The sequence below is a fragment of the Sphingomonas oryzagri genome (assembly GCF_029906645.1).
Classification (GTDB): Bacteria; Pseudomonadota; Alphaproteobacteria; order Sphingomonadales; family Sphingomonadaceae; genus Solisphingomonas; species Solisphingomonas oryzagri.
This window is the reverse complement of sequence record NZ_JARYGZ010000004.1, coordinates 51,845-76,473: the sequence shown is the minus strand read 5'-3', so window position 1 is coordinate 76,473 and position 24,629 is coordinate 51,845. Positions and strand designations below refer to the sequence as shown.

The 24,629-nt window shown below is 67.3% G+C and carries 28 protein-coding genes; 19 read left to right on the top strand and 9 right to left on the bottom strand.

Annotation, left to right across the window (positions count from 1 at the left end; translation table 11 throughout):
• Positions 1 to 68: 68 nt before the first annotated feature.
• The 11 genes from QGN17_RS18660 (at position 69) to QGN17_RS18610 (ending at position 11,659) form a co-directional block, all read left to right on the top strand.
• Positions 69 to 2,300 (top strand): transferrin receptor-like dimerization domain-containing protein, encoded by a 2,232-nt coding sequence (locus QGN17_RS18660; protein WP_281046113.1) that lies wholly within the window; start codon positions 69 to 71, stop codon positions 2,298 to 2,300.
• 111 nt (positions 2,301 to 2,411) lie between these two features.
• The gene (locus QGN17_RS18655) at positions 2,412 to 2,666 is read left to right on the top strand and encodes a hypothetical protein (RefSeq protein ID WP_281046112.1); all 255 of its coding nucleotides are present in this window, start codon (positions 2,412 to 2,414) and stop codon (positions 2,664 to 2,666) included.
• Between the two features lie 15 nt (positions 2,667 to 2,681).
• Positions 2,682 to 3,737, top strand: a complete 1,056-nt coding sequence (locus tag QGN17_RS18650; RefSeq protein ID WP_281046111.1) for a ribonucleotide-diphosphate reductase subunit beta — start codon at positions 2,682 to 2,684, stop codon at positions 3,735 to 3,737.
• A 155-nt stretch (positions 3,738 to 3,892) separates the two neighbouring features.
• The gene (locus tag QGN17_RS18645) at positions 3,893 to 4,336 is read left to right on the top strand and encodes a hypothetical protein (protein WP_281046110.1); all 444 of its coding nucleotides are present in this window, start codon (positions 3,893 to 3,895) and stop codon (positions 4,334 to 4,336) included.
• A gap of 140 nt (positions 4,337 to 4,476) precedes the next feature.
• Positions 4,477 to 5,658 carry a hypothetical protein gene (locus QGN17_RS18640; RefSeq protein WP_281046109.1) on the top strand — a complete coding sequence of 394 codons (1,182 nt, stop codon included), beginning with the start codon at positions 4,477 to 4,479 and terminating at the stop codon, positions 5,656 to 5,658.
• Positions 5,659 to 6,021: 363 nt separating this feature from the next.
• The gene (locus QGN17_RS18635) at positions 6,022 to 6,597 is read left to right on the top strand and encodes a hypothetical protein (RefSeq protein ID WP_281046108.1); all 576 of its coding nucleotides are present in this window, start codon (positions 6,022 to 6,024) and stop codon (positions 6,595 to 6,597) included.
• A gap of 42 nt (positions 6,598 to 6,639) precedes the next feature.
• Complete coding sequence (locus QGN17_RS18630; RefSeq protein WP_281046107.1) at positions 6,640 to 7,062, top strand: MAPEG family protein; 423 nt, start codon at positions 6,640 to 6,642, stop codon at positions 7,060 to 7,062.
• Between the two features lie 63 nt (positions 7,063 to 7,125).
• Entirely contained in the window at positions 7,126 to 8,217 is a 1,092-nt protein-coding gene (locus QGN17_RS18625; RefSeq protein WP_281046106.1) for a sensor histidine kinase, read from the top strand.
• The gene (locus QGN17_RS18620; protein WP_281046105.1) at positions 8,214 to 9,020 is read left to right on the top strand and encodes a LytR/AlgR family response regulator transcription factor; all 807 of its coding nucleotides are present in this window, start codon (positions 8,214 to 8,216) and stop codon (positions 9,018 to 9,020) included. Before QGN17_RS18625 ends, QGN17_RS18620 begins: the two co-directional genes overlap by 4 nt.
• Positions 9,021 to 9,136: 116 nt before the next feature.
• Complete coding sequence (locus QGN17_RS18615) at positions 9,137 to 11,023, top strand: tetratricopeptide repeat-containing sulfotransferase family protein (protein WP_281046104.1); 1,887 nt, start codon at positions 9,137 to 9,139, stop codon at positions 11,021 to 11,023.
• 159 nt (positions 11,024 to 11,182) lie between these two features.
• Positions 11,183 to 11,659 carry a hypothetical protein gene (locus QGN17_RS18610; RefSeq protein WP_281046103.1) on the top strand — a complete coding sequence of 159 codons (477 nt, stop codon included), beginning with the start codon at positions 11,183 to 11,185 and terminating at the stop codon, positions 11,657 to 11,659.
• Between the two features lie 34 nt (positions 11,660 to 11,693).
• On the opposite strand, the gene msrB is transcribed toward QGN17_RS18610, so the two are convergent.
• Positions 11,694 to 12,200 (bottom strand): peptide-methionine (R)-S-oxide reductase MsrB, encoded by a 507-nt coding sequence (gene msrB, locus QGN17_RS18605; RefSeq protein ID WP_281046102.1) that lies wholly within the window; start codon positions 12,198 to 12,200, stop codon positions 11,694 to 11,696.
• A gap of 124 nt (positions 12,201 to 12,324) precedes the next feature.
• Here msrB and QGN17_RS18600 point away from each other — a divergent pair, with 124 nt between their 5' ends.
• Both QGN17_RS18600 and QGN17_RS18595 read left to right on the top strand, forming a co-directional pair.
• Positions 12,325 to 13,113: a hypothetical protein gene (locus QGN17_RS18600; protein WP_281046101.1), complete on the top strand. Its 789-nt coding sequence runs from the start codon at positions 12,325 to 12,327 to the stop codon at positions 13,111 to 13,113.
• An 84-nt stretch (positions 13,114 to 13,197) separates the two neighbouring features.
• Entirely contained in the window at positions 13,198 to 13,782 is a 585-nt protein-coding gene (locus QGN17_RS18595; RefSeq protein WP_281046100.1) for a hypothetical protein, read from the top strand.
• A gap of 32 nt (positions 13,783 to 13,814) precedes the next feature.
• On the opposite strand, the gene QGN17_RS18590 is transcribed toward QGN17_RS18595, so the two are convergent.
• From QGN17_RS18590 to QGN17_RS18565, 6 genes are all read right to left on the bottom strand, one after another.
• Positions 13,815 to 14,501 carry an ATP12 family chaperone protein gene (locus QGN17_RS18590; RefSeq protein ID WP_281046099.1) on the bottom strand — a complete coding sequence of 229 codons (687 nt, stop codon included), beginning with the start codon at positions 14,499 to 14,501 and terminating at the stop codon, positions 13,815 to 13,817.
• Positions 14,498 to 14,719 carry a hypothetical protein gene (locus QGN17_RS18585; protein ID WP_281046098.1) on the bottom strand — a complete coding sequence of 74 codons (222 nt, stop codon included), beginning with the start codon at positions 14,717 to 14,719 and terminating at the stop codon, positions 14,498 to 14,500. The genes QGN17_RS18590 and QGN17_RS18585 overlap by 4 nt, the downstream gene beginning before the upstream one ends.
• Complete coding sequence (locus tag QGN17_RS18580) at positions 14,716 to 15,369, bottom strand: HAD-IA family hydrolase (protein WP_281046097.1); 654 nt, start codon at positions 15,367 to 15,369, stop codon at positions 14,716 to 14,718. Before QGN17_RS18580 ends, QGN17_RS18585 begins: the two co-directional genes overlap by 4 nt.
• A complete protein-coding gene (locus QGN17_RS18575; protein WP_281046096.1) occupies positions 15,366 to 16,457 on the bottom strand; it encodes an RluA family pseudouridine synthase in 1,092 nt (363 codons plus the stop codon). Before QGN17_RS18575 ends, QGN17_RS18580 begins: the two co-directional genes overlap by 4 nt.
• The gene (locus QGN17_RS18570) at positions 16,454 to 16,837 is read right to left on the bottom strand and encodes a fluoride efflux transporter FluC (protein WP_281046095.1); all 384 of its coding nucleotides are present in this window, start codon (positions 16,835 to 16,837) and stop codon (positions 16,454 to 16,456) included. The genes QGN17_RS18575 and QGN17_RS18570 overlap by 4 nt, the downstream gene beginning before the upstream one ends.
• 151 nt (positions 16,838 to 16,988) lie before the next feature.
• Positions 16,989 to 17,717, bottom strand: a complete 729-nt coding sequence (locus QGN17_RS18565) for a hypothetical protein (RefSeq protein ID WP_281046094.1) — start codon at positions 17,715 to 17,717, stop codon at positions 16,989 to 16,991.
• A 103-nt stretch (positions 17,718 to 17,820) separates the two neighbouring features.
• Between QGN17_RS18565 and QGN17_RS18560 the strand changes: the two genes are divergently transcribed.
• On the top strand, positions 17,821 to 19,620 hold the full coding sequence (locus tag QGN17_RS18560; protein ID WP_281046093.1) for a putative bifunctional diguanylate cyclase/phosphodiesterase: 1,800 nt from the start codon (positions 17,821 to 17,823) through the stop codon (positions 19,618 to 19,620).
• A 9-nt stretch (positions 19,621 to 19,629) separates the two neighbouring features.
• Here QGN17_RS18560 and QGN17_RS18555 read toward each other — a convergent pair whose 3' ends face one another.
• Positions 19,630 to 20,145 (bottom strand): VOC family protein, encoded by a 516-nt coding sequence (locus QGN17_RS18555; protein WP_281046092.1) that lies wholly within the window; start codon positions 20,143 to 20,145, stop codon positions 19,630 to 19,632.
• Complete coding sequence (locus QGN17_RS18550; RefSeq protein WP_281046091.1) at positions 20,129 to 20,560, bottom strand: nuclear transport factor 2 family protein; 432 nt, start codon at positions 20,558 to 20,560, stop codon at positions 20,129 to 20,131. The genes QGN17_RS18555 and QGN17_RS18550 overlap by 17 nt, the downstream gene beginning before the upstream one ends.
• A 365-nt stretch (positions 20,561 to 20,925) precedes the next feature.
• Here QGN17_RS18550 and QGN17_RS18545 point away from each other — a divergent pair, with 365 nt between their 5' ends.
• The 5 genes from QGN17_RS18545 (at position 20,926) to QGN17_RS18525 (ending at position 24,364) form a co-directional block, all read left to right on the top strand.
• Positions 20,926 to 21,747: a flagellin N-terminal helical domain-containing protein gene (locus QGN17_RS18545; protein ID WP_281046090.1), complete on the top strand. Its 822-nt coding sequence runs from the start codon at positions 20,926 to 20,928 to the stop codon at positions 21,745 to 21,747.
• A 151-nt stretch (positions 21,748 to 21,898) separates the two neighbouring features.
• Positions 21,899 to 22,168, top strand: a complete 270-nt coding sequence (locus QGN17_RS18540) for an entericidin EcnAB (RefSeq protein ID WP_281046089.1) — start codon at positions 21,899 to 21,901, stop codon at positions 22,166 to 22,168.
• A gap of 67 nt (positions 22,169 to 22,235) precedes the next feature.
• Complete coding sequence (locus QGN17_RS18535; protein ID WP_281046088.1) at positions 22,236 to 23,174, top strand: hypothetical protein; 939 nt, start codon at positions 22,236 to 22,238, stop codon at positions 23,172 to 23,174.
• A 164-nt stretch (positions 23,175 to 23,338) separates the two neighbouring features.
• Complete coding sequence (locus tag QGN17_RS18530) at positions 23,339 to 23,626, top strand: GIY-YIG nuclease family protein (RefSeq protein ID WP_281046087.1); 288 nt, start codon at positions 23,339 to 23,341, stop codon at positions 23,624 to 23,626.
• 258 nt (positions 23,627 to 23,884) lie between these two features.
• Positions 23,885 to 24,364 carry a hypothetical protein gene (locus QGN17_RS18525; RefSeq protein WP_281046086.1) on the top strand — a complete coding sequence of 160 codons (480 nt, stop codon included), beginning with the start codon at positions 23,885 to 23,887 and terminating at the stop codon, positions 24,362 to 24,364.
• Positions 24,365 to 24,629: the final 265 nt, after the last annotated feature.

Genomic DNA, 24,629 nt, shown 5'->3' with positions numbered 1-24,629 from the left:
TCGTCGTCGCTTTGCTTTGCGTTGTTACCGGCCGCCGGGGGACGGCCGGATAAGGGAGAAACAGGGGCATGACCTTCGGAAAGATCCTCGCCGGCGCGGCCCTCGCGTCGCTGGCGTTCGGCCAAGTCGCAGCGGCGCCGATCGGCACGCAAGCCGCCGAAGCCAAGCTCGACGCCTCGGTGTCGAGCGCGGACCAGCTCGCCTGGCTCAAGGATTTCTCCTCCGCCCCCAACCATGTCGGCAGCCCCCACGACAAGCAGAATGCCGACGCCACCCTCGCCTTGTTCAGGAGCTGGGGCTGGGACGCGCATGTCGAGGTCTTCCACGTCCTCTACCCCACGCCGATCTCGACCACGCTCGAGCTGATCACGCCACAGAAGGTCACGCTCGGCGGGCAGGAGCCGCCGGTCGCCGGCGATCCCACCTCGGCCGAGACGAAGGACGCGCTGCCTCCCTACGTCGCCTATCAGGGCGACGGCGACGTCACCGCGCCCGTCGTCTACGTCAATTACGGCATGCCCGACGATTACGAGGCGCTGGCGCGGCGCGGCATCGACGTGAAGGGCAAGATCGTGCTGGCCCGCTACGGCGCCGGCTGGCGCGGCCTCAAGCCCAAGCTGGCGCAGGAACATGGCGCGGTCGGCTGCCTGATCTATTCCGATCCGGCAAACGACGGCTACGCGCACTGGGACAGCTATCCGGATGGCGGCGGCCGCCCCGATCACGGCGTCCAGCGCGGCTCCGTGCAGGACATGACCACCTATCCGGGCGACCCGCTGACGCCCGGCGTCGGCGCGACCGAGGGGGCGAAGCGCCTTACCCGCGAACAGGCGGTCACCCTCCTCAAGATCCCCACGCTGCCCATCTCGTGGAGCGACGCGTCGAAGATCATCGCCGGCCTGCAGGGTCCGGTGGTCACCGGCAAGCAGCGCGGTGGGCTGGGGCAGGCCTATCACTGGGGCGGCACGCCGGCGGTCACCGTGCATCTGGCGGTGAAGTCCGACTGGTCACTGAAGCCGCTGTACGACGTGATCGCGACGCTGAAGGGCGCGAAGCGGCCCGACGAATGGGTGATCCGCGCCAACCATCGCGACGGCTGGGTGTTCGGCGCCGCCGATCCGCTGACCGGCCACGGCGCGATGCTGTCCGAAGCGAAGGCGCTGGGCAGCCTCTACAAGAGCGGCTGGCGCCCCGATCGCACCATCGTCTACGCCAGCTGGGACGGCGAGGAACCGGGCCTGCTCGGCTCGACCGAATGGGCCGAGACCCACGCCGACGAGCTGCAGAAGAAGGCGGTCGTCTACATCAACACCGACAACAGCGTGCGCGGCGTGCTGGAAGCGGAGGCGAGCCACGACCTCCAGCATTTCGTCAACCAGGCCGCGCGCGACGTGACCGATCCGGAGACCGGCTCCACCGTGCAGGAGCGCCAGCGCGCCGACATCCTTGCGTCCGATTATGACGGCGACGGCGAGGCGGACGCGGTGAAGGCGGCGAAAGCGGGCGGCGACCTGCTGGTCGGCCCGCTCGGCTCCGGCTCCGATTATTCGGCCTTCCTCCAGCATCTCGGCATCCCGTCGATCAATCTCGGCTTCGGGGGCGAGGATGCGTCAGGCGGCTCCTACCACTCGGTCTATGACAGCTACACGCATGTCACGAAGTTCGATGATCCGGGCCTCGTCTATGGCGCGGCGCTGTCGAAGCTGGTCGGCCGCATGGTGCTGCGCGCGGCCGACGCGGATGTCGGCCCGGCGCGCTATTCCGATCTCGCGGCGACGGTCGCGCGCTACGTGACCGAGGTGAAGAAGCTCGCCGACACCCAGCGCGAGAAGGACAAGGCGCGCGAGGAGCTGACCGCTGAGGGCGACTTCAAGCTCGCCTCCAACGTGCTCGACCCGACCACCGCGCCGGCGCCCAAGCAGGCCACCCCGCTGATCGATTTCGCCGCGCTGGAGAAGGCGTCCGACCATCTCGCCCGCGCGGCCGGCGCCGCCGACGGCGTGCTCGCCAAGGCCGACACGCTGCCGCCCGCCACCCGCGCGGCGCTCGACGCGCAACTGCGCGGGATCGACCAGCTGATGCTGTCGCCGGACGGCCTTCCCGGCCGCCCCTGGTATCGCAACCTGATCTACGCGCCGGGCACGCTCACCGGCTACGGCGCCAAGACGCTGCCGGGCATCCGCGAGGCGATCGAGCAGCGCCGCTTCGCCGACGCGGTGGCCTATGTCGCGAAGACGGCGGCGGTGCTCGACGCCTATGCCGGCCGGCTCGACGCGGCCGTGAAGGGCGCGAAGCCGTGACAGCGCGCGCCGCCTCCCAAAAGGACGTGAAAGCGCCTATATATGCCGGGATGGCGGCCGACTCTTGTCTCCACCACCCGTTCGTCCCGACCTCTTGTCGGAGACTGTCGCATGGCTGATCCTCGCGGATTGATACTTGCCGCAATCGGCGCCGCTTGGCTCGCCCTGAGCGTCCGCGCGCTCCGTCACCGTGCATGGCGCGATGGGGTGCCCGCCGCTGAATTGATCGTCGCCAAAGTCATCGGCGAAGAGCCGTCTGCCCGCACCAAATGGGACCGATGGCTCGCCCTGTTTCACGTGTGCGCCGGATCGGCTTTCGGAAGTCTTCTCATTTTTGGCGGCCTGATGGCCACCTTTGCAGCTTAATCGGAGTAATCGCCCATGCCCCTCCTCCAAGCCTCCAAGACCTACAAGCCCTTCGAATATCCCTGGGCCTATGATTTCTGGAAGCGCCAGCAGCAGCTCCACTGGCTGCCCGAAGAGGTGCCGCTGGGCGAGGATTGCCGCGACTGGGCGCAGAAGCTCTCCGATCACGAGCGCAACCTGCTCACCCAGATCTTCCGCTTCTTCACGCAGGCGGACGTCGAGGTGCAGGATTGCTACCACGAGAAATACGGGCGCGTGTTCAAGCCCACCGAGATCAAGATGATGCTCACCGCCTTCTCCAACATGGAGACGGTGCACATCGCCGCCTACTCGCACCTGCTCGACACGATCGGGATGCCGGAAAGCGAATATTCGGCCTTCCTCCAGTATAAGGAGATGAAGGACAAGCACGATTACCTCAGCACCTTCGGCGTCGACAGCGACGAGGATATCGCCCGCACGCTCGCCATGTTCGGCGGCTTCACGGAAGGGTTGCAGCTGTTCGCCAGCTTCGCGATGCTGATGAACTTCCCGCGCTTCAACAAGATGAAGGGTATGGGCCAGATCGTCACCTGGTCGGTGCGCGACGAGAGCCTGCACTGCGAGGGCATCATCAAGCTGTTCCACGCCTTCGTGAAGGAGCGGGACTGCATGACCCCCGCGGTGCGCGACGACATCATGGATATGTGCCAGAAGACCGTCCGCATCGAGGACGCCTTCATCGACCTGGTGTTTGAGATGGGGCCGGTGAACGGCATGACGCCCAAGGACATCAAGAAATATATCCGCTTCGTCGCCGACTGGCGGCTGGGCCAGCTCGGCCTCAAGCCGATCTACATGATCGAGGAGCACCCGCTGCCGTGGCTGGCGCCGCTGCTCAACGGCGTGGAGCACGCCAACTTCTTCGAGACCCGCGCGACCGAATATTCGAAGGCGGCGACGCGCGGCAACTGGAACGAGGTGTGGGACAGCTTCGATCGCCGCAAGGCCGCCAAGGTCGCGCCGGTGGCGAACGAGGATGCGGGCGAAGAGGGGGATATGTTCTCGCGGGCCGGGGTGGCGGCGGAGTAAGGGCGCTGCTGCCGATTCCCGTCGCCCGCCGGTAAAGGGCCGCCGTCGCCCCTGCGTCGTCTTCGGCGCACCTCCCCTAGCGGGGGAGGGGGGGGTAGGTGGTGGCGGCTATCGCCCCACTTGCGGACATCTCAATGCGCGTTGATGATGCATGAATGGTCCGTAAGATAGCCGCAGTGATCCTCCTCTGTGCTTCCTTGGGAGGCTGCTCGTACAGCTACAATCTGATCGCAGCAGTTCGGAACGGGCACATCGTGATCGAAGTTGATCCTACCTCTTCCCAGCATCCAGCGTGTTTGCGGCGGATTGAAGTGTCAGCCGAAAGCGAACGTGATCCCAATTGGCTGGAAAGCGTCAGCTATGACGATGACTGCGCGAATAAATTCCCGCTGCCATATGGCTATCGTTTGCGTGGTGAGCACCAGACGGAGACTGAGGAAGTAGCGGCGAAACCTTTGCGACGGGGAACGATCTACGAGGTAACAGCAACGACGGGGGCAACCGGATACGGAGGCGGCCGATTTATCGTCCATGCCGATGGAAGGGTTGAAAATCTGCCGCCGGAGCCGCTGCCGTTGGAAACAGGCAACGGCAGCTAACCACCATAGCGGACCATCTCATCCTCCCCGCCGGGTGGAGGATCAGGATGAGCCGATGCGCTCGATCGCGCCGCAGCCTTCCGCTCCCCGCACCCGATGGTTATGATCCCTCCCCTGAGAGTTCAGGCGTGAGGTTGAGGATGAAGCGGATTTCGGGTCTTGCGCTGGCTTCGGCGTCGCTGATCTCGCTCCCCCTCCATGCCGCCGCGCCCGATCCGGCGCCGACGATCGCCACTGATGCGCAGGGCACGACGCTCACCGGCGTGCATCATCTCAACGGCGCGGCGTTCAGCCTGATCGTCACCGACTGGTGGCTGTCCGGCACGATCGCCAACGGCCAGGCGCAGGACGTGCGGCTGATCGTGGAGGTTCACCTTCCCCAATATCCGCTGCTCGATCGCGCCACCGATGCGGCCGGGCGCAAGCTCGACGTCGTGATCCTCAATCGCGGCCCGTCGGCGCGCTGGCGGATGAAGGCGAGCGAGCGCGTCGCCGTGGTGCTGCCGCACGATGTCGCGGAGAAAGCGCGTACGGCCGGTCTCAGCATCACGGTCAGCGGCAAGGATCGCAGCTTCCCGATCAGCGTGCCGGCCGATGCGATGGCGCACTTCCTCGATGCTTATGCGCAGGCCGCCAGCGGTGCCGGCGCGGCGCCTGCTGCGCAGCCTCCGGCATCCGTTCCGCCGCCGCCCTCTACGCCCGTCGTGGAGGCGCCTGCAACGCAAGCACCGGAGCCCGTTCCGACGCCTGCCCCCTCTGCGTCCTCCACGGAGGCCCCGGCGACACAGGTTCCCGCGCCGCAGCCGGCGCCCGTCACACCTCCGGTCGCAGCCTCCGCGCCGCAACCGCCGGCCGCGCCACCGGCCGCCGCACCGCCACTGTCTGACGACGACGATCCCGCGATCACCCCCGTTCCCGATACGCGGGTGCGCCTGCCCGACGGCTCCTTCGCACCGGGGCAGGCACCGGTCGCGTCGCCGCCGCCCTCACCGCCGCCCGCGCCCCCTGCCGCCGCGCCTTCTCCGCCGCCGCCCGCCGCTTCGGCCGAAGACATGCCCGTTCCCGAATCGGGTGGCGGCCATGGCGTCTGGGTGGATTCGCTCGGCATCCAGTTCGTGGCGACATCGTCCGGCGCGATGGTGCTGCTGGTCCGCCCCGGATCGATCGCCGCGAGCAAGGGCATCGAGAGCGGCGATTTCATCGAGGCGGTGGATGGCGTGGCGATCAAGGCGCTCACCGCCCCGCAGATGGCCGCGAAGATCGGCGCGCCGGGCGTGAAGGTGCTGCACATGATCGCCGCGGGCGACGTCAAGATACGCTGATCCCTCCCCGAGAGGGAGGGACGCTACGCAAAGCCACCGGGGGAACAGCCGGCCCGCCGGGTGGCGGCCGGTAACCGGAATCAAAAGGGCGCACCGTGACGACGGCACGCCCTCCTGCGTGACCGACGGCGCTCCCGGGGGGAAAGATGAAAGCGCCGTCGGCTTGGCCAGTCTTCTCCGCCTCCCACCTTGCGTCAGCGTTTCGCGCGTGAAATATTCGCTCGGCTGATCTGAAATATCGCGCATCCTGTGGCGTTCCAAGGTTGTGCGGCGGTGAGTGCGTCCTGCGGCGGGGGCGTTGCGACGCTTCCCTTCGCCCACGTCCTAGTGTAGTATAACAATAATACAGCTACGGAGACGATCATGCACGCCCCTCGTTCGCCCGTTCTGCGCCGCCCCGCCCTCCTGCCGGCGATCGCCCTGCCCGCGATCGCCCTGTCCGTCGCGCTCGCCGGCTGCAGCTTCAAGACGCATGGCGACAATGGCGAGGAAGCCAGCATCACGATCGGCAACAGTTCCGGCGGCGACGCGCAGGCGGGCAATGGCCAGCAAAGCGTATCGATCGACGTGCCGGGCTTCTCGGCCAAGGTGAAGGTGCCCGATCTCGACATCGGCGGCGATACCAAAATCGAGGACATGCCGCTCTATCCGGGCACCAAGGTCAACGGCGTGAACATCACCGCGCAGGACGGCGATGCCGACCAGGACAGCAAGGGCAACGTCACCATGGCCTTCACCGCGCCGGCCGATACGGGGAAGGTGATCGCCTGGTACAAGGATCAGGCGGGCAAGCACGGCTGGCAGGCGGTGCCCGCCACCGGCGAGAACCAGTTCGAGGCGACCAAGCAGGAAGACGGCCACGCGCCGACTCACTTCGCGCTGCAGATCGCATCGGCTACAGGAGGCAGCAGCGGCCGCTTCATCGTGACCGGAAGATAGGGCCGGAAGAGAGGGGCGGTGCGCCCCTGACAGGGAGGGGTAATGGACCATCATCCGATGCTGGACGGGCTGCCGATCGAGATCGTGCTGCTCGCCGCCACCATGATCCTCGCGATCGTCAACCTGTTCTGGGCGGCGAACGCGCGGACCAAGCAGTACGGCACCAAGTGGAATGTCGGCGCGCGCGACGAGCAGTTGCCGCCGATCGAGCCGCTGCCCGGCCGCCTGCTGCGGGCGCAGGCGAACCTGATGGAGACGCTGCCGCTGTTCGCCGCCGCCGTGCTCGCCGCGACCGCCGTCGGCCGGCTCGGTCAGCTCACCGCATGGGGCGCGCATCTCTATTTCTTCGGGCGGTTGATCTACCTGCCGCTCTACGCGATGGGCACGCCGGTGATCCGCACGGTGGTGTGGATGATCGCGATGGCCGGCCTGCTGATGGTGATCGCCGGCATCTTCTGCCGCTAAACCCGACATTCCCGGCCGGCTTGACGCTTCACCCGCGCGATCAATCCGGCTAGGACACGTCGCATGGCAAGATCGAGCCGCCCGCCGCGGCCCTTCTTCGACGACAAGAACCGCGCCTTCTGGCTGCTGCAGTCGGCCGGATGGATGGGCTATTTCCTGCTTCGCTCGCTGGGCGGCGTGGCCAACAACATGGGCCTGCTGTTCATCGTGCCGACCGCGCTGGCGACGGCGACGGGATATTCGCTCACCCTGTTGATGGGCGCCGCCTTCCGCCGGCTGATGACCGCAAAGCCATTCTGGACGTGGTCGGTCTCGATCACATTGCTGCTGATCGCGTCGGCCGCCTTCTCGACCATCGAGGTATGGGCGCATGCCACCTTCTACCGCCCCGGCACCGTGCCGGAGGGCGCGCAGTTCCTCGGCGCCATCCTGCTCGATTTCGCGGTGCTGGCGGCGTGGGCGGCGCTCTATTACGCGATCAACTTCTTCCTGAAGCTCGAAGCGCAGACCGACGCGCTGCAGAAGCTGGAGGTGCAGGCGGCGACCGCGCAGCTCGCCATGCTGCGTTACCAGCTCAACCCGCATTTCCTGTTCAACACGCTGAATTCGATCTCGACGCTGGTGCTTCTGAAGCAGACCGAGCGGGCGAATTTCATGCTCTCTCGCCTCTCGGGCTTTCTGCGCTATACTCTCATCAACGAGCCGACCGCGCAGGTGACGCTGGAGCAGGAGGTGGAGACGCTGAAGCTCTATCTCGAGATCGAGAAGATGCGGTTCGAGGACCGCCTGCGGCCGCATTTCGATATCGATCCGGCCGCCGCCGGCGTCCGCCTGCCATCGCTGCTGCTGCAGCCGCTGGTCGAGAATGCGATCAAATATGCCGTTACGCCCCAGGAACAAGGCGCGGATATCGCCGTTACCGCTCGATTGATCGGGGATCGCGTGCAGATCGGCGTGACCGATACGGGTCCGGGCTTGAATGAGGTGCAGCCGAGGGACACATTTTCCACGGGTGTGGGCCTCGCGAACATCCGTGACCGTCTCGTGCAGGCTTATGGCACGCGGCAGCGTTTCGAGGCTCAGCCCGGAGTAACTGGTGGCTTTGCTGTGACGATAGAGGTTCCATACGAGACGGAGCCCAAGGAGTTGGCATGACGATACGAACGATCCTGGTGGACGACGAGCCGCTGGCGATCCAGGGGCTGCAACTGAGGCTGCAGCGCCATGACGATGTCGAGATCATCGATACCTGCCTGAACGGGCGCGAGGCGATCCGTTCGATCAAGACCCACAAACCCGACCTTGTCTTCCTCGACATCCAGATGCCCGGCTTCGACGGCTTCTCGGTGATCCAGGGGCTGATGGAGGTCGAGCCGCCGCTGTTCGTGTTCGTGACGGCCTATTCCGATCACGCGATCCGCGCCTTCGAGGCGCAGGCGACCGATTATCTGATGAAGCCGGTGGAGGAGGACCGCCTCGCCGACACGCTGGAGCGCGTCCGCCAGCGCCTCGCCGAGCGCAAGGGCGTGGAGGAGGCCGGCCGCCTCAAGGAAGCGCTCGCCGAGCACGCGCCGGAAGCCGCCGAGGCGATGGAGGACGGCGGCGTCGACGACGGCCCCTCGTCCAGCCGCTACGAGAAGCTGATCAATATCAAGGATCGCGGCCAGATCTTCCGCGTCGACGTCGACAGTATCGAGCGGATCGACGCCGCCGGCGATTACATGTGCATCTACACCGGCGACAATACGCTGATCCTGCGCGAGACGATGAAGTTTCTGGAGAAGCGGCTCGATCCGCGCCGTTTCCAGCGCGTCCACCGCTCGACCATCGTGAACCTCGATCTGGTGCGCCAGGTGAAGCCGCACACCAACGGCGAGTGCTTCCTGGTGCTGGAATCGGGCGCGCAGGTGAAGGTGTCGCGTTCGTACAAGGATGTGGTCGCGCGATTCGTCCACTGATCCCGTCGATCCTCCCCCGCGGGGGAGGATCGCTTGCCCCGTCGCGATGAAGCGGTCTAACGGGGCATATCGCCCGGCAGGATCTCCCCCGTCGGGGGCATGATCTCAGGGTAGCTATGTCCGCCATTCCCCCCGAGGCCCGCGAGGCCATGGCCCTCGCCCGCAGCGGCGATCTCGCCGCCGCCGTCGAACGCGGGGAAGTCGCGATCCAGCGCGCGCCGCAGGATCCGGGGCTGCGCATGTTCGTCGGGATGCTCCACGCCCGCCAGCTCGATCTCGGCCGCGCGGCCGAACATCTCGGCGTCGCCGTGGAGCTGACCCCGCACGATCCCCTGCCACGGCTGGAACTGATCCGCACCCTGATCGGCGCCGACCGGCTGGAGGAGGCCGAGCGGGAGATCGGCGCGGCGGCCATGACCGGCCCCGCCGCGCACGAGCTGCGGCGGCTGCGCGCAATGCTCCATCGCCGTCGCGGCGACCATGTCGAGGCGGTGGACCTCTTCGCCGCGATCACCGCCGCCAACCCCGCCGATTTCGAGAGCTTCGAGAATCTCGGCCTCTGCCTGCTGGCGCTGGACCGCCCGGCCGCCGCCGCCGATGCGCTGGCCCGTGCGCTTGCGCTCCGCCCCGCGCAGCTCGGTATCCGGACCAGGCTGGCGGAGGCGCGGGTCGCGGCCGGGGATGGCGAGGCGATGCTAGCCGCGACCCGCGAAGAGGCGGCCCGCAACCCGGCCGACGCGCACCTGCCGCTGACGATCGCGCGGCTGGAGGATCTGCTCGGTCGGCCTCAGGCGGCGGAAGTCGCACTGCGCGACGCGCTGGCCATCGAACCGGACAATGCCGAGGCGCTGTCCGCCATCGCGGAACTGCTGGAACGCGACAACAAGCTCGACGAGCTGGGCGACGTGCTTGACAGGATCGAGGCGGCCGGTGCGCCGCCGCCGCCCGTCATCATGCTGCGCGCCCGCTGGCTCGGCCGCAAGGGCCGCTACGAGGAGGCGCGGCAGTGCATCCTCTCGTCCCCCGAATCGGTCGTGCCGGGAACGCGCGCGCAGCTCTACGGCCAGTTCAGCGATCGCCTCGGCGACACCGACTCCGCCTTCGCCGCCTATGCCGAGATGAACCGCATCGATGCGATGGACACGATCGATGCCGGCCGCGCTGCCAAGGAGCATCGCGACATCGTCGCCGGCCTCGCCGCGATCACCACGCCGGGCTGGTATGCCGGCTGGACGAAGGCGCGGCCCTCGCCGGGGCGCAGGGCGCCGGCCTTCATCTTCGGCTTCCCACGATCGGGCACGACCCTGCTCGACACGGTGCTGATGGGCCATCCCGGCGTCTGCGTGCTGGAAGAGGAGCTGATGCTCCAGAAGACCTGGATCCAGATGGGATCGGCCAGCAGCCTCGCCGATCTCGACCAGGCGGGGATCGACGCGCTGCGGGACCGCTATTTCACGGAGGCCGACGCGCTGGCCCCCGATGCCGGCGACCGGCTGATCGTCGACAAATTGCCGCTGGGCGCGATCAACACCGCGCTCGTCCACCGCATCTTCCCCGACGCGCGCATCGTCTTCGTGGCGCGCCACCCCTGCGACGTGGTGCTGAGCTGCTTCATGACCCGCTTCGCGGCGCGCGGCATGACCAACTTCCTCGATCTGGAGGATACGGCGCGCTTCTACGCGCAGGTGGTCGGTTACTGGCATCAGGCCCGCGCGGTGTTCCCGCTCGCCGTCCACGATCTGCGCTACGAGCGGATGATCGAGGATGTCGAGGGGACGATGCGCCCGCTGGCCGCCTTCCTGGGGCTGGAGTGGGATCCGCGCCTGCTCGACCATGTCGCCACCGCGAAGAGCCGTTCCTACATCGCGACGCCGAGCTACGCGCAGGTCGCCGAGCCGATCTACACGCGCGCACGCGGCCGCTGGGAGCGGTATCGCACGCATATGGAACCGGTGCTGCCGATTCTCGCGCCCCTGGCGGAGCGGATGGACTACGCGATCTGACGCGGGGGTTGCTCGCGCGATCCGACAGGTTCGTCGCGGGGCAGGCAGGTTGATCGTGCCGGGAGTCGCCCCGGTCACGCGCGGCTTTCGCGATGACCGCTCTCATGGCCCTGTCCGCCCGAGGCCGTCCATCGGGCGGGAGCATCGGGGAGCGAAGTCATGATCTTTCACGTGTCGATCGCCGCCGTCGAGCCGCGCCGCGTCGCGGGCGTGCTGGCGGAATTGTGGGGCGGCACCGCCGCGCCCTTCCCGCCCGTTTCGGACGACGGCTGGATCGTCTTCGCCGACGACGATCGCGGATCGGCGATCGAGGTCTATCCGGAAGGCGTCGTGCTGCGCGAGGTGGATGGCGACGCCGATGCGGTGGGGATCAAGCTGCCCGGCATCGGCCTCACCTCCACCCACATCGCGATCGCGACGGTGCTCGATCATGCCGACGTGATGCGGATCGCACTCCGCGAGGGCTGGCCCGCCAAATATCGCAAGCGCGGCGGCGTGTTCGGCGTGATCGAGCTGTGGATCGAAGGATCGGTGCTGGTCGAGGTGATGACTGCCGAGATGCAGGCCGAATATCGCGCCGGCATGAGCTCCGCAAACTGGCTGCAGATGCTCGCCTCGATGCGGATGGCGGCGTGACCGTACATCCTCCCTGCGCGAAGCATGGGGAGGATCAGGCCGCCTTGAACGCCATGGCGACACCGTTCATGCAGTAACGCAGGCCGGTCGGCTGCGGGCCGTCGTTGAAGACGTGGCCGAGGTGGCCGGCGCAGCGCGCGCAATGCACTTCGATGCGCTCCTCGCCGAGCGACGTGTCGCTGCGCTCGCCGATCGCATGGGGCAGATGATCCCAGAAGCTCGGCCAGCCGGTGCCGCTGTCGAACTTGCGGGTCGAGGAGAAGAGCGGCAGCGCGCAACCGGCGCAGACGAACACGCCCTTGCGATGCTCGCTGTTGAGCGGGCTGGTATAGGGAAACTCCGTCGCCGCCTGCCGCAGCACCTTGTAGGCCTGCGGGCTGAGCCGCTTGCGCCATTCGGCATCGGTCAGCTGGAACGGCGCGGGCGTGGCGGCGACGGCGGCCGCGTCGCCATCGCCCGCCATCCGCCAGGCGAGCGCCGCGACCGCGCACCCGGCACCGAGACCCAGCAATGCGCGGCGATCGAGAAGGGGCGTGCTCATGCCGGGTAATACGCTCCGGATTGCCCGGCGGTTACAGCGTTGACGGCCGCCACGATCTGCGCCTAGCCTTCGTCATCCCGTTGCGTCTGCGTGATTTCTCGAACGCTTACAGGGGACAATCACCATGAAGAGGATGCTGCTCGCCGGTTTCGCCGGCTCCCTCGCGCTCGCCGTGCCCGCGAACGCCGCAAGTCCGTTCGACGGCACGTGGAAGGGGGACGTCGCCAGTGCCAAGCTGCCCGAAAAGCCCGACGTCTTCCTGCTCCAGAACGGCGTCTACACCTGCAAGACCTGCGTGCCGGCCTACAGCGTGAAGGCCGATGGCGCCTTCCACCCGATCAAGGGCCAGCCCTATTTCGACGCGGCCTCGGTCAAGGTCGTGGACGCGCACACCACGATCGAGACGCACAGGAAGAAGGGCAAGGTGATGAACACGGTCACCGCCACCGTCACCCCCGACGGCAAGACCGTGCACTTCGTGTTCAAGGACATGAGCGCCCCCAACGGCAAGGTGGTGGAGGTGAAGGGTAGCCAGACGCTCGTCGCGCCCGGCCCCAAGGGATCGCACGCCAGCTCCGGCACCTGGAAGAACGACAAGGTCGAGTCGGTGTCCGACGCCGGCATCACCATGATGCTGAAGGACGACGGCAAGAGCTTCACCATGACGACGCCCGCCGCGATCAGCTACACGGCCGCCTATGGCGGGCCGGCGGTGCCGATCAAGGGCGACCATGGCGGCACTTACGCCAAGGTGGCCAAGCCCGACGCGCACACCATCGTCGAGACCGACGTGCGCGGCGGCAAGACGGTCGGCGTCTACACGATGAAGATCGTGAGCGACGGCGTGATGGCCATCACCAGCGAGGACACGCTGCGCGGCACCAGGACGGAATTCACCGCGAAACGCCAGTAATCCTCGCCAAGCGCCCTTCCTTGCGGCACTTTGTGCGCGCCCGGCGTTGTGACGGCACGCACGGGACTAACAAGGGAGGGCGTCATGGTCCGGATCGTGATCGGCAGCGTGGTGGGCGGGCTCGTCCAGTTCTTCGTGGGCTTCCTGTTCTGGGGGACGCCGCTGTCCAGCCTCGTCTTCACCAAGATGCCGGATGCGCAGGTGGCCGCGGTGCAGACCGCGCTCGCCCAGAACATGACGGCGACCGGCACCGGCACCTATTTCGTGCCCTGGCCGGAAACCGCGCAGGGGCTGATCCTGCACGGGCGCGGGCCGGTGGCGCTGGTCTTCTTCAACACCCACGGCTTCCCGCTGATGGTGCCGGGCGCGCTGATCGGGGGGCTGGTGCTGTCGGTGATCTCGATGCTGCTGATCGGGCTTGCGCTGCACACCGTGGCGGCACGGGTGGACGATTTCGCCAGCCGGATGAAGATCGTGCTGTTCGCCAGCCTCGGCGTCACGCTCTACGCGATCCTCGGCCAGCCGACCTACAATTTCTACATGCCGTGGGGCTATTGGGTCTACCTTGCCCTCTCGCTGATCGTCGGCTTCGCCGCCGGCGGCTTCGTGCTGGCGAAATGGTTCGTGCCCCACGCCGCGCCGAAGGCGACGGGCGCGACGCTGCACTGACCCTCATCCTCCCCATCTGCGATGGGGAGGATTTACAGCAGCGCCAGGAACCGGGCGGCGGCGCGGAAGTCGCGCCTTTTGTCCTCGCGGGCGGTGGTGGCGAGCGTGTCCTCGCCCCATTGCTCGGCCTGCCACAGATCGTCGAGCTCGGCAGCTTGCCACGCATCTTCCTCGGTCATCGCGCCCTCGGCCAGCGCCAGCGCGAGGACGAGCGAGCCGGACAATGTGACCAGCGGCGAGAGACCGGCGAGATGGAAGGCGTCGCGCGAGGCCACGGCGGCCGACAGGCGCGCCACCGTCTCGGCGGGCTGGTCGACATGGGTGATCCCCGCGGTCACCACGAAGTCCACGTCGTAGCGCCCCCGCGCCCAGTCGAGCGGCGGATCCCACGCCTCGCCCTGCAGGCCGGTCAGCTCGGTCGGGTGATCGGCGCGGTAGCAGAGCAGATCGCCCTGCGCATAGCGCGCGAGGCCGGTGGCGAAGGTCGCGGTATCGGGCGCGATGCGGTCGATCGCCGCGTTGGCGAGGCCGGTGAGCGGCATCGTGCGCGGATCGATCGTGCCGTCCACCACGCGCCACTCCTCGGCGATCGCGGCGGCGAGACTGTCGGTCGGCGCGATCAGATCGGCACGCGCCGGGGTCTTGAGCATGCGCCCGTCGAGGCGGATACCGCGATCCTCGACCGTCACGTCCTTCCAGAAGCGTTTTGCTGCGATCATCGCGGCGTCCGCCACTTGCGAGCGAGGATCTTGGGCACGACGATCAGGTCGATCAGCCCCATCACGATCAGCACGCCGCCGAAGCCGTAATGGCCGGCAATGCTGCCGCCGAGCGCCAGCCACAGCCCGAAGCCGCAGAGGATCGCGCCGGCCACGCGCAGGCCGAGCAGGATGCCGAGGCGGTCGCGCGCCTGCTTGTCGGGATCGGGATCGGTCATGCGGTCTCCAATGTGCAGAGCGCGGGCAGATCGGACGGGTGCATCGCCACCGCATCGGCGCCCTCGCGCAGCAGTTCGTCGGCCTCATGATAGCCCCACGCCACACCGATCGCGCGGACACCGGCATTGTGCGCCATCTGGATGTCGTAGCTGGTGTCGCCGATCATCACGGTGGTGAAGGGTTCGGCGCCGGCATCGGCCATGCATTGCTCGATCATCGAGGGATGCGGCTTGGAGGGGTGGCGGTCGGCCGTCTGCAACGAGACGAAATGGTGCGCGAGGCCGTGATGCTCCAGCACCAGCCGGAGGCCGCGATCGGATTTGCCGGTGGCGACGCCGAGCAGCCAGCCCTCCGCCTCCAGCCTCGCCAGCACCTGCGGGATGCCCTCGTAGAGCTGCTCCTCGACCCGCCCCTCGGCGCGCATCCGGTGGAAGGTGCGCTTGTAGGCATCAGCGAGCGCATCATGGTCTTGGCCGGGCGCGAGTACCTGCATCACCTGCGGCAGGCTCAGCCCGACAATTCGCCGGATCGCGGCGCGGCCCGGTGCGACGAGACCAGCCTCGGCGAAACACTCCTCCATGGCGACGCAGATGTTCGCCTGGCTGTCGATCAGCGTCCCGTCGCAATCGAAGATGGCGAGGCGGTTCAATTGCGGCCCCGGCCCCGACGCTCGCCCTTGCGCTCCTTGCGGCGGTCCTTGGCGGCGTGGGCGGCGGCGCGGCGCTTGCCTTCGGGGGTTTCGGAGAATTTCACCTCGTCGAGCGGCAGCGCGTCGCCGTCCGCCTCGTCGAAACCGAGATGCGCGAGACTCTCGGCGAAATGCGTCGGCAGTTCGGCGCGCACGTCGATGCGCTCGCCATCCGGGTGATCGATGCGGATGCGCCGCGCGTGGAGGTGCATCTTGCGGCTGATCCCGCCGGTCAGGAATGCCTCCGGCCCGCCATATTTGCCGTCGCCGACGATGGGATGGCCAATCGCCGCCATGTGGACGCGCAGCTGGTGGGTGCGGCCAGTGAGCGGCTGCAGCTCGACGAAGGCGGCGCGGTTACCGGCGCGCTCGATCACGCGGTAGCGCGAGCGGGACGGCGCACCCTCCTTCTCGTCTACATACATCTTCTCGCCGCCGGTGCCGGGCTGCTTGGCGAGCGGCAGGTCGATCAGCCCCTCCTCGATCGAGGGGACGCCGGCGATGATCGCCCAATAGACCTTGCGCGCGGTGCGGCTGGAAAAGCTCTTCGAGAAGAAGGCGGCGGCCCGCGCATTGCGCGCCACCAGCAAGGCGCCCGACGTATCCTTGTCGAGCCGGTGGACCAGCTTGGGCCGGCCCTCGCTCTCATATTCCAGCGCGTCGAGCAGGCCGTCGACATGCCGCTCGGTCTTGGTGCCGCCCTGCGTGGCGAGGCCGGGCGGCTTGTTGAGGACGAGCGCTGCGGCGTCCTTGTGGATGACGAGGCTCTGGGCGAAGTCGATCTCGTCCTCGCTCAGCGGCTTGCGCACGCGCTGCGGCTTGGCCTTGTCCGGCGCGGGCGCCTCCAGCGGGGGGACGCGGATGATCTGACCGGCCTCGATCCGGTCGCCCGGCGTCGCGCGCTTGCCGTCGACGCGCAGCTGCCCGGTGCGCGCCCAGCGCGACACGACGTTGAAGCTCGCGTCGGGCATGTGCCGCTTGAACCAGCGATCGAGGCGGATGCCGTCATCATCGGGCGCGACGGTGAACTGGCGAACATCTTCGGTCATGCGGGCGCTCCCATGCGCGAAAGCCAGAGGCCGGCGAACAGCAGCAGGATCGCGAGCACCGCCGAGCTGGTGACGTAGAGGATCGCCGTGGCCCAATCGCCGCGTTCGATCATCATCGCGGCCTCCAGGCTGAAGGTGGAAAAGGTGGTGTAGCCGCCGAGTACGCCGACGCCGACCAGCAGGCGCCAGGCTTCGCTGGACGGCGGCGTGAAGCGCGCGAGGCCGCCGACGAGCAGCCCCATGAACAGACCGCCGGACACATTGATGAACCAGGTTCCCCACGGGAATCCCGGCCCGAGCAGCGCGAGGCTGAGCCTGCCCACCTGAAAGCGGATGCCGGCGCCGATCGCGCCGCCGATCATGACGAAGAGAAGCGGCATGGGGGTGCCTTAGAGCAGCCTTCGGCAAGGCGCCAGACTCCCCTCCCTGGAAGGGAGGGGTCAGGGGGTGGGTTCGCTCGTGGCGGACGTCAGCGTGATCCGGAGCGGAACCCACCCCTAGCCCCTCCCTTTCAGGGAGGGGAACAGCGCCTTACCCCCCGTTGGTCCAGATATAGTCCACCGGGGTCGCGCCGTTCGCGGCCGGGCCGACGATGATGTAGAATGACTGCGCGCCCTTGTCCCCGGCCAGGTTCCAGTCGCCATTCTTGTCGTCGCGGCCGGTGGAATAGCCCGCCGCCTGCGCCTTGGCCGTGTACCAGCCCATCACCTGCCCGCGATCGCCCGGCACGGTGAAGCTCACCACGCGGGCCTGGCAGCCGCCGTCATGACCGGCCGCTTCCTGCAGGCGCGCGGAGGGGTGCATCGGCAGCTCGCCCGGCAGCTTCGCCGCCCAGCCGTTGGAATATTGGAGGCCGCCGAGGCATCCGCCGGATTCGGCGCCGCCGTCCTCACTTGCCGTCGGCAAGGCGGACTGGCCATCCTTCTGGCGCTGCGCGGCCTGCGCCATCGTCACCGTGCCGGCGCGGTCGCCGGGCTGATGCTTGCTTCCGGCTTTCGCGGGATCGACCCTAATGTCGGCGGCCAGCGCCTTGTTGGCGGGCGTATCGGCCACCACCGCGCCGTTGACGAGCTGCTCGTCCATCGCATCGAGGCTGTTGGCGGCGGGCTTCGGCTTGTCGCAGGCGGACAGCAAGGCGAGCGCCGAAAGCGCGGCAAGGGTGAAGCGCATGGTGGACCGTCCCGTCATCATCGCCTTGCCGTAGCCGATCGAGGCGGCGCCCACCGCAGCCGCGTCGCCACGCCTGTCCCGAAATGGCATGGCGGGAGAAGGGCTTGGCAGCGCCTCCGTTCGGCGCACGGTACGTCGCAAACGATATCATGCTTAACGGTTTCTTTACCGCCTAAAGTCTCATTCCTTTCACGTGACCACCGATAGCGTGGAGCGTGGAAAGGACCGCATGTCGTCGATCGCGCAAAGCCTGATGACCTTCTCGGCGCTCCCCCTCGCCATCGCGGCGACGGGGGTGTTGGCGGTCGCGGCGATCCTGCTGTTCATCTACAACAGCCGCACGCTGCTGGGCCTGAAGCGGGACGCCCGCGTGGTGCTCGCAGGACTCAGCGACGGTATTGTCCTGCTTTCCGAAAAGCCCGACCGCGCCTACTGCAACCCGGCCGCCGAGACCATGCTCGGCCTCGATCCCGAACCCGATATGCCGCCCGGCTATCACCGCGTCGCCCGATCGCGCCTGCTCGGCGAGGTCTGCGCCGCCGCCGCCGCCTCGCGCCGGGGCGACACGCTGCCGGCGATGGAACTGGTCGATGCGTCGGGCCGCTTCCGCTCGTGGCGCCAGTCGCTCATCCACGCGCAGGTCGCCGGCACCAGCGTGATCGGCATCGTCCTGCAGGACCGGACCGAGGTCCACACCCTTTCCCACCTGCTGGAAGAAAGCCGCAGGCGCGATCCGCTGACCGGCCTCGCCACGCCGGAGCTGCTGCACGATCGCACGGGGCAGGCGCTGGAGACGGCGGCGCGCACGATGATGGCGGTCGCCATGGTCGTCATCGAGGTCGACCAGTTCGAGGAGATTTTCGAGGAGCGCGGCTGGGCGCCGGCCTCCGAGCTGCTGATCGAGGCCGCGATGCACGTCTCGTCCTCGGTCCGCGCGATGGACCTGATGGCGCGCGTCGGCCAGAATCGCTTTGCGGTGATCGTGTCGCTGGGCGATTCCGCCAGCTTGCCGGGCGCGGCCGAGCGCTTCCTCAATGCGATGCGCTTCGCCTTCCAGAGCCCGTCGGGCCTGCCCGTCACCATCACCGGATCGATCGGCATCGCGCGTGCCGGCATGGACGGCTCGACCTCGCTGCGCCTGCTGGAGCGCGCGACGCAGGCCTGCGCGCGGGCGCGGGCGGACGGCGGCGATCGCTGCCGCTTCTACGATCCCGCCTCCGACATCGATCCCACCCCGTCCGACCAAGGGCTGATCGCGGAGATTCGCGGCGGGCTGGAGCAGGGCCGCTTCGCCATGCGCTACCAGCCGATCGTCGCGCTCGGATCGCGCCAGATCGTCGGCTACGAGGCGCTGATGCGCTGGCGCCACCCGGTGCGCGGCGAGGTCTCCCCCGCCGAGTTCATCGCCGTCGCCGAGAAATCCGGCATGATCCATGCGCTCGGCGACTTCGCGCTGATCCAGTCCTGCCTCGATGCCGCGACCTGGCCGCACGCGCTGCAGGTGTCGGTCAACATGTCGGTGGTCGAGCTGCTCGAAAGCGACGCGCCGCGCCGGATCATGGCCGCGCTCGCCGGGGCCGAGATGGCGCCGCATCGCCTGCGCATCGAGATCACCGAGACCGCGCGCATCCCCGATCTCGGACGCCTCCGCACCGCGATCGACGAGATCCGGACGCTCGGCGTCACGGTGGCGCTAGACGATTTCGGGACGGGCCATTCGAGCCTCACCCACCTCCAGTCGCTGAGCTTCGACTGCCTGAAGATCGACCATCGCTTCGTGCAGGATCTCGCCACCCCGCGCACCGCCTCGATGATCCGGATGCTCGTCACCTATGCGCGCCAGATCGGCGTGATGGTGGTGGCCGAAGGCGTCGAGACCGAGGCACAGGCGACCCAGCTCGCCGCGATGGGCTGCACCCACGCGCAGGGCTGGCTGTTCGGCCGCCCGATGCTCGCCGCCGAGCTGCCCGGCTGGGAAGCGCTGGCGAGTTGAGCGGAGCCGCTACGGCCGCGCGATCACCGCGCGCCCGTCCCATTCCGCCGCGCGCGCCGCGACCAGCTCGTACAGATCCTTGATCCCGGCATAATCGGAATACAGCTCGATCATCCCGCCGGTGTCGGCGCGCGCGTCCATATAGGCGGTTCGGCCGTCGGGCTGGCCGAAGAGCATCGCCGCCGGATGCCCCAGCGCCTCGTGCCGCGCCACCGCGCCCTCGAAATCGCGGCACAGGATGGCGACGTGGTGGAAGCCCTCCTCCCCCGGCGCATAGACGTCGCGATAGGCGGACGGCCCGTCGCTCAGCTGCTGGATCAGCTCGATCTGGATGTCGCCGGCATGGGCGAGCGCCGCCGACAGCGCGATGCGCCCTTCGGTGCCGCGATGGATCATCGGCATCTCGATGCCTTCGAGCAGCACGAACGGCCCGATGTTCAGTGCCGCGCTCCACCGCAGGGCGGCCGCTTCGATGTCGTTCACGATGTAGGCGTTCTGGACGATCCGCTCATACGGCATCGCCATCGGCATCCTCCTGCACCCGGATGCCGCGCGATTCGAGTTCGTGGCGAACGATCTTCCAGCCTTCGTCCGTCCGCTTCATGTCGGTATTGTAGGTCGCCCAGAGCGTCAGCGTGCGCTTCGGCGCGTCCTTCATGAAGTGGAGCGCCTGCACGTCGGTGCGGCAATGCGCGGTGTCGCCGTCGATCGTCGCCAGCTGCGGCCCCAGCATATGCTGGGTCGGGCCGAACGCCTTCAGCGCCTCCTCGACATAGGCGACCCACGCGTCGCGGCCCCGGACGGTCTGGTCGCCGAAGCCGACGATCTCGACATTCTCGTCGAATACCGAGGCGTAGAGCGCGAGGTCGCGCTGGTCGACGCCCTTGGCATAGGTCAGCATGACATCGGTCAGCGCGATCCGATCGGCCACATAGTCCATGATCCTGCTCCTTGATGTTTGGGGGAGCGTGACAAGGCACGGGCGCCCCCACAATTATCAAAGAGGCCAGTCTTTCGGACCGCCATTTCGCCGAAAGTCTAAGCGCCGGCCGCTAACCATTCCACGCCACCCGCCCCGCCGCCGGGCGATTCGCGGAAACGGGGCCGCACGCCCGCAACTTCTCACAAATCGCTGATTTACCGATATATTTTCGATCATTCCGATTTGATCGACGGCGCCAGGGGCAAGAATAACGACCACTTCCGCCAGAAGTTTAGGCACCGCCCCCAGCGTTAACCACGTAATAACCACCTCCCTTTAGACCTGACGGGGATCAGGAATATTGATCGGTACTGGAGACACCCATGACGGTAATCAATTCCAACTCGGCGGCCCTGCGCGCCCAGAACGGGACGCGGCTGGCGAACCAGCAGCTGCAGACCGCCATGGCGCGCCTGTCGTCGGGCAATCGCATCAACACCGCGTCGGACGACGCCGCCGGCCTCGCCATCTCGAACTCGATGACGTCGCAGATCAACGGCATGAACCAGGCGATCTCTAACGCCAATGACGGCGTATCGATGGCCCAGACCGCCGACGGCGCGCTGAGCGAAGTCACCAACATGCTGCAACGCATCCGCGAACTCGCGGTGCAGTCCGCCTCGGGCACCTACAGCGACGACGACCGCACCAACATGCAGGCGGAAGTCGGGCTGCTGACCCAGCAGATCACCAACACGCTGACCAGCAGCAACTTCAACGGCGTGAACCTGTTCGACGGTTCGGCCGGCGGCGGCACCGGCGTCGTCTCGATCCAGGTCGGCGCCGATTCCGGCGACACGATCGACATGGACTTCGGCGCGATCACCGACACGACCACCGCCACCTCGGTCGCCACTGTCGCCGATGCCAACACGGCGCTCGGTACGGTGGACGACCAGCTCAAGGTGGTCGACAACGCCCGCGCCAAGCTGGGTGCCGCCGAGAGCCGCATGAACTCGGTGGTCAACTCGCTGACCGACAACGTCACCAACATGACCGACGCCCGTTCGCGCATCTCCGACACGGATTTCTCGGTCGAGACCACCAACCTCGCCAAGGCGCAGATCCTGAACCAGGCCGCCACCGCGATGCTCGCCCAGGCGAACCAGTCGGCCCAGGGCGTGATGAAGCTGCTCGGCGGCTAAGCCCGCTTTCGCAGTAGCGGCCCAACCAGTACCGATCGGCCGGCGCGGATGCCTTCGGGCGTCCCGCCGGCTCGTCGCGCGCAGCCTGCCCCGCAACCTCTCGCCCTCCCGGCCGTTACGCGATCCTACGCGTATGATCAGGGAGACCCCAATGCACCGCCGCATCCTTCTCGCCGCCGCCGCAGCCCTCGCGCTCGCCGCCTGCAGCCAGAAGACGGGCGACGCCGCCGCCGATACCGCGAACTCCGCGATGAACGACGCCGCGGCCGACACCAACGCCACCCTTTCGGCCACCGACAACGCCGCCGACGCCGCGCAGCCCGGACTGAGCCAGGCGGGCAACGCGATCGACAATGCGGCCGACGCCACCGGCAACGCCTTCTCCGCCGCCGCCAACAGTGTCGACAACGCCACACACTGAGCGATAATTATCCTATTCGGTTAAATATCGCTGTCCTACAACCCCATCCATGCGATAGATGGGCGGGATGGTCCACGCTCCCCACGACAAGGCCGTCACCCGCAGCGGCCAGCCCCGACGCCGTGCGCCCCGCGCACACCGGCCCGTCACCATCACCCCCGACATGCTGGAGGGGGCGCCGGATTTCGCGCCCGCACCGCGCGGCGCGTCGCGCTACGACGGCTGGACGCCCGACCGACAGCGCGCCTTCGTCAAGGCGCTGGCCGAGACCGGCTGCGTCACGCGCGCCTGCGCGTGGATCGGCATGAGCACGGTGGGCGCCTACCTGCTGCGCAAGGGTACGGGCGCCGAGGCCTTCGCGAAGGCGTGGGACGACGCGCTGGCGGTCGGCACCGAGCGCCTCGCCGACATCGCCTATGAACGCGCCGTCTACGGCGTGCCCGTCCCGGTGTTCCACAAGGGCGAGCAGGTCGGCGAGAAGCGGTGGTATAACGACCGCCTGCTGATGTGGGTGATGCGCCACGCCGACCGCGAACGCTATGACGACGCCCCCAAGGGCAATCGCGTCCCCCCGCACATCCGCAAGGCGCTGCGGGCGGAATGGGAGCTCGAGCGGGCGGAGCAGGACGCGCGACGCCGCGTGGAGGAGGACGAAACCGAGGCGCGGGCGCAGGATGCACTGATCGCGACGCTGCGCGCGATGCGCGAGCGGATGACCGCGCCGCCCGGCGAGGGATCGAGCCCTGCCGAAGTCGCCGCCTGGCTGCTGTACGACACTCCGGATGGGGAGTCCGCCTCCCCGCCCGATCCGTTCCCGCTGACGCCGGCCGAACGCCGCGCCGAAATAGAGGCGGCGTGGGCTGAGCGCCGCCGCCAGCGCGATCTCGCGGAACGGGCGGACATATGGGCGACCGGCAACCCGCTGGACGCGGAGAGCAACGCCGCAGCGCACTGGCGGGCGATGAGCGACGCGGGGCTGATCGGGGGCGATGCGGAGGATGATTAGGAGTAAGCCGCACGTCTTTCCCCCAATCGTCATTGCGAGCCGCGAAGCGGCATGGCAATCCACATGCCACAACGCCGCCTCGCCGTCGTGCCCCATGAAGAGGCCCCCCGCCGCCCTCCACGGGTAGATTGCTTCGCCACGCTCGCAATGACAGGCTAGCGCATATGAAGCAGCCCGCCGTCTACATCATGGCCTCGCGCAAGAGCGGCACCCTCTACACCGGCGTCACCTCGAACCTCCCCCAGCGCGTCTGGCAGCATCGAGAAGGCACCGCCGACGGTTTCACGAAGCGCTACGGCTGCACGCTGCTCGTCTGGTTCGAACCGCACGCCACAATGGAAAGCGCGATCCTGCGCGAGAAGCAGATCAAGGCCGGATCGCGCGCGAAGAAGCTGGCGCTTGTCGAGACGCTGAACCCGGACTGGCGGGATCTGTATGCGGATTTATTCTGAAGCGGCAACGCACGGGCCAAAGCACTTGGCCCGCCCCTGAGCCGTCATCGCGAGGCGCGAAGCGCCGTGGCGATCCACATGCCACCGCGTTACCTTGTCATCTTGAACCACGGAGAGGCGCACGATCTTCTCCAGCGGATAGATTGCTTCGCTTCGCTCGCAATGACGGGAAGTGGTGGTTAGAAGACTGACCGCTTTAGCTTGGCAGGAGGTCGCTTGCCGACGTAATCGGGGAGCGCCCTACTCTGAGAATGATGAATGTCGATGCAGCCCCCTAACGAACTTATACACCCGAGATTTGAAGCAATTCCCGCCTATGCGAAAGGCTATGCCCCGATCGTCGCATGGACAGACCAGAAAACAGGCATCACGTTTCAGTTCGGCAGGGATGCGGATGTTCATACTGTCTGGCATTTCCGCGCCAAACACGAAGAGCGTTTGCCAAGGTCATTTCTGGCCTTGACGCTGCTTGTTCAGGAAGATTTCGATCCGGCTTCCGGAACCGTATTCTATCTTTTGAACGAAGATCGAATGTTGCGAGAGGTGACCGCGAGAAATGGTGTCATTGATGAGCGCAAAATAGAATTTGTCGACAGTGTGGGAGGACGGGCAGCATTGCTCGATTTATTTTTAGACGCGATACGCACATCTCACGCATTATTTATAGAACGGTGGCTATTTGATAAAATCAAATTCGTGAATTTTAGATTTGGAGAACTGCCATCTGTCTTTGATTAATTCCTCTCACTCCAGATAAAGCACCGACAACGGCGACTGGGAACGTCGACGCATTGCAAACCGCTGAATGGCTGAGTCTGGGGCGATAGCTGTCATCGCGAGCCGCGAAGCGGCGTGGCGATCCGTTCCAGCGGGTAGATTGCTTCGCTACGCTCGCAATGACGACAGATCCGTGGTGATGACGGCATGAGTGCACCCGCCGCGGCAAAGCCTGTCCTGAGCGCCCGCCTTAAGCAGGCAGTCGAAGGGCCGCGTCGTCGGTCGA

Bases quoted from the DNA above. Each gene is read 5' to 3' on its own strand.
- QGN17_RS18660 (WP_281046113.1), top strand. From the start codon at position 69: ATGACCTTCGGAAAGATCCTCGCCGGCGCGGCCCTCGCGTCGCTGGCG.
- QGN17_RS18655 (WP_281046112.1), top strand. From the start codon at position 2,412: ATGGCTGATCCTCGCGGATTGATACTTGCCGCAATCGGCGCCGCTTGG.
- QGN17_RS18650 (WP_281046111.1), top strand. From the start codon at position 2,682: ATGCCCCTCCTCCAAGCCTCCAAGACCTACAAGCCCTTCGAATATCCC.
- QGN17_RS18645 (WP_281046110.1), top strand. From the start codon at position 3,893: ATGGTCCGTAAGATAGCCGCAGTGATCCTCCTCTGTGCTTCCTTGGGA.
- QGN17_RS18640 (WP_281046109.1), top strand. From the start codon at position 4,477: ATGAAGCGGATTTCGGGTCTTGCGCTGGCTTCGGCGTCGCTGATCTCG.
- QGN17_RS18635 (WP_281046108.1), top strand. From the start codon at position 6,022: ATGCACGCCCCTCGTTCGCCCGTTCTGCGCCGCCCCGCCCTCCTGCCG.
- QGN17_RS18630 (WP_281046107.1), top strand. From the start codon at position 6,640: ATGGACCATCATCCGATGCTGGACGGGCTGCCGATCGAGATCGTGCTG.
- QGN17_RS18625 (WP_281046106.1), top strand. From the start codon at position 7,126: ATGGCAAGATCGAGCCGCCCGCCGCGGCCCTTCTTCGACGACAAGAAC.
- QGN17_RS18620 (WP_281046105.1), top strand. From the start codon at position 8,214: ATGACGATACGAACGATCCTGGTGGACGACGAGCCGCTGGCGATCCAG.
- QGN17_RS18615 (WP_281046104.1), top strand. From the start codon at position 9,137: ATGTCCGCCATTCCCCCCGAGGCCCGCGAGGCCATGGCCCTCGCCCGC.
- QGN17_RS18610 (WP_281046103.1), top strand. From the start codon at position 11,183: ATGATCTTTCACGTGTCGATCGCCGCCGTCGAGCCGCGCCGCGTCGCG.
- msrB (WP_281046102.1), bottom strand. From the start codon at position 12,200: ATGAGCACGCCCCTTCTCGATCGCCGCGCATTGCTGGGTCTCGGTGCC.
- QGN17_RS18600 (WP_281046101.1), top strand. From the start codon at position 12,325: ATGAAGAGGATGCTGCTCGCCGGTTTCGCCGGCTCCCTCGCGCTCGCC.
- QGN17_RS18595 (WP_281046100.1), top strand. From the start codon at position 13,198: ATGGTCCGGATCGTGATCGGCAGCGTGGTGGGCGGGCTCGTCCAGTTC.
- QGN17_RS18590 (WP_281046099.1), bottom strand. From the start codon at position 14,501: ATGATCGCAGCAAAACGCTTCTGGAAGGACGTGACGGTCGAGGATCGC.
- QGN17_RS18585 (WP_281046098.1), bottom strand. From the start codon at position 14,719: ATGACCGATCCCGATCCCGACAAGCAGGCGCGCGACCGCCTCGGCATC.
- QGN17_RS18575 (WP_281046096.1), bottom strand. From the start codon at position 16,457: ATGACCGAAGATGTTCGCCAGTTCACCGTCGCGCCCGATGATGACGGC.
- QGN17_RS18570 (WP_281046095.1), bottom strand. From the start codon at position 16,837: ATGCCGCTTCTCTTCGTCATGATCGGCGGCGCGATCGGCGCCGGCATC.
- QGN17_RS18565 (WP_281046094.1), bottom strand. From the start codon at position 17,717: ATGCCATTTCGGGACAGGCGTGGCGACGCGGCTGCGGTGGGCGCCGCC.
- QGN17_RS18555 (WP_281046092.1), bottom strand. From the start codon at position 20,145: ATGGCGATGCCGTATGAGCGGATCGTCCAGAACGCCTACATCGTGAAC.
- QGN17_RS18550 (WP_281046091.1), bottom strand. From the start codon at position 20,560: ATGGACTATGTGGCCGATCGGATCGCGCTGACCGATGTCATGCTGACC.
- QGN17_RS18545 (WP_281046090.1), top strand. From the start codon at position 20,926: ATGACGGTAATCAATTCCAACTCGGCGGCCCTGCGCGCCCAGAACGGG.
- QGN17_RS18540 (WP_281046089.1), top strand. From the start codon at position 21,899: ATGCACCGCCGCATCCTTCTCGCCGCCGCCGCAGCCCTCGCGCTCGCC.
- QGN17_RS18535 (WP_281046088.1), top strand. From the start codon at position 22,236: ATGGTCCACGCTCCCCACGACAAGGCCGTCACCCGCAGCGGCCAGCCC.
- QGN17_RS18530 (WP_281046087.1), top strand. From the start codon at position 23,339: ATGAAGCAGCCCGCCGTCTACATCATGGCCTCGCGCAAGAGCGGCACC.
- QGN17_RS18525 (WP_281046086.1), top strand. From the start codon at position 23,885: ATGTCGATGCAGCCCCCTAACGAACTTATACACCCGAGATTTGAAGCA.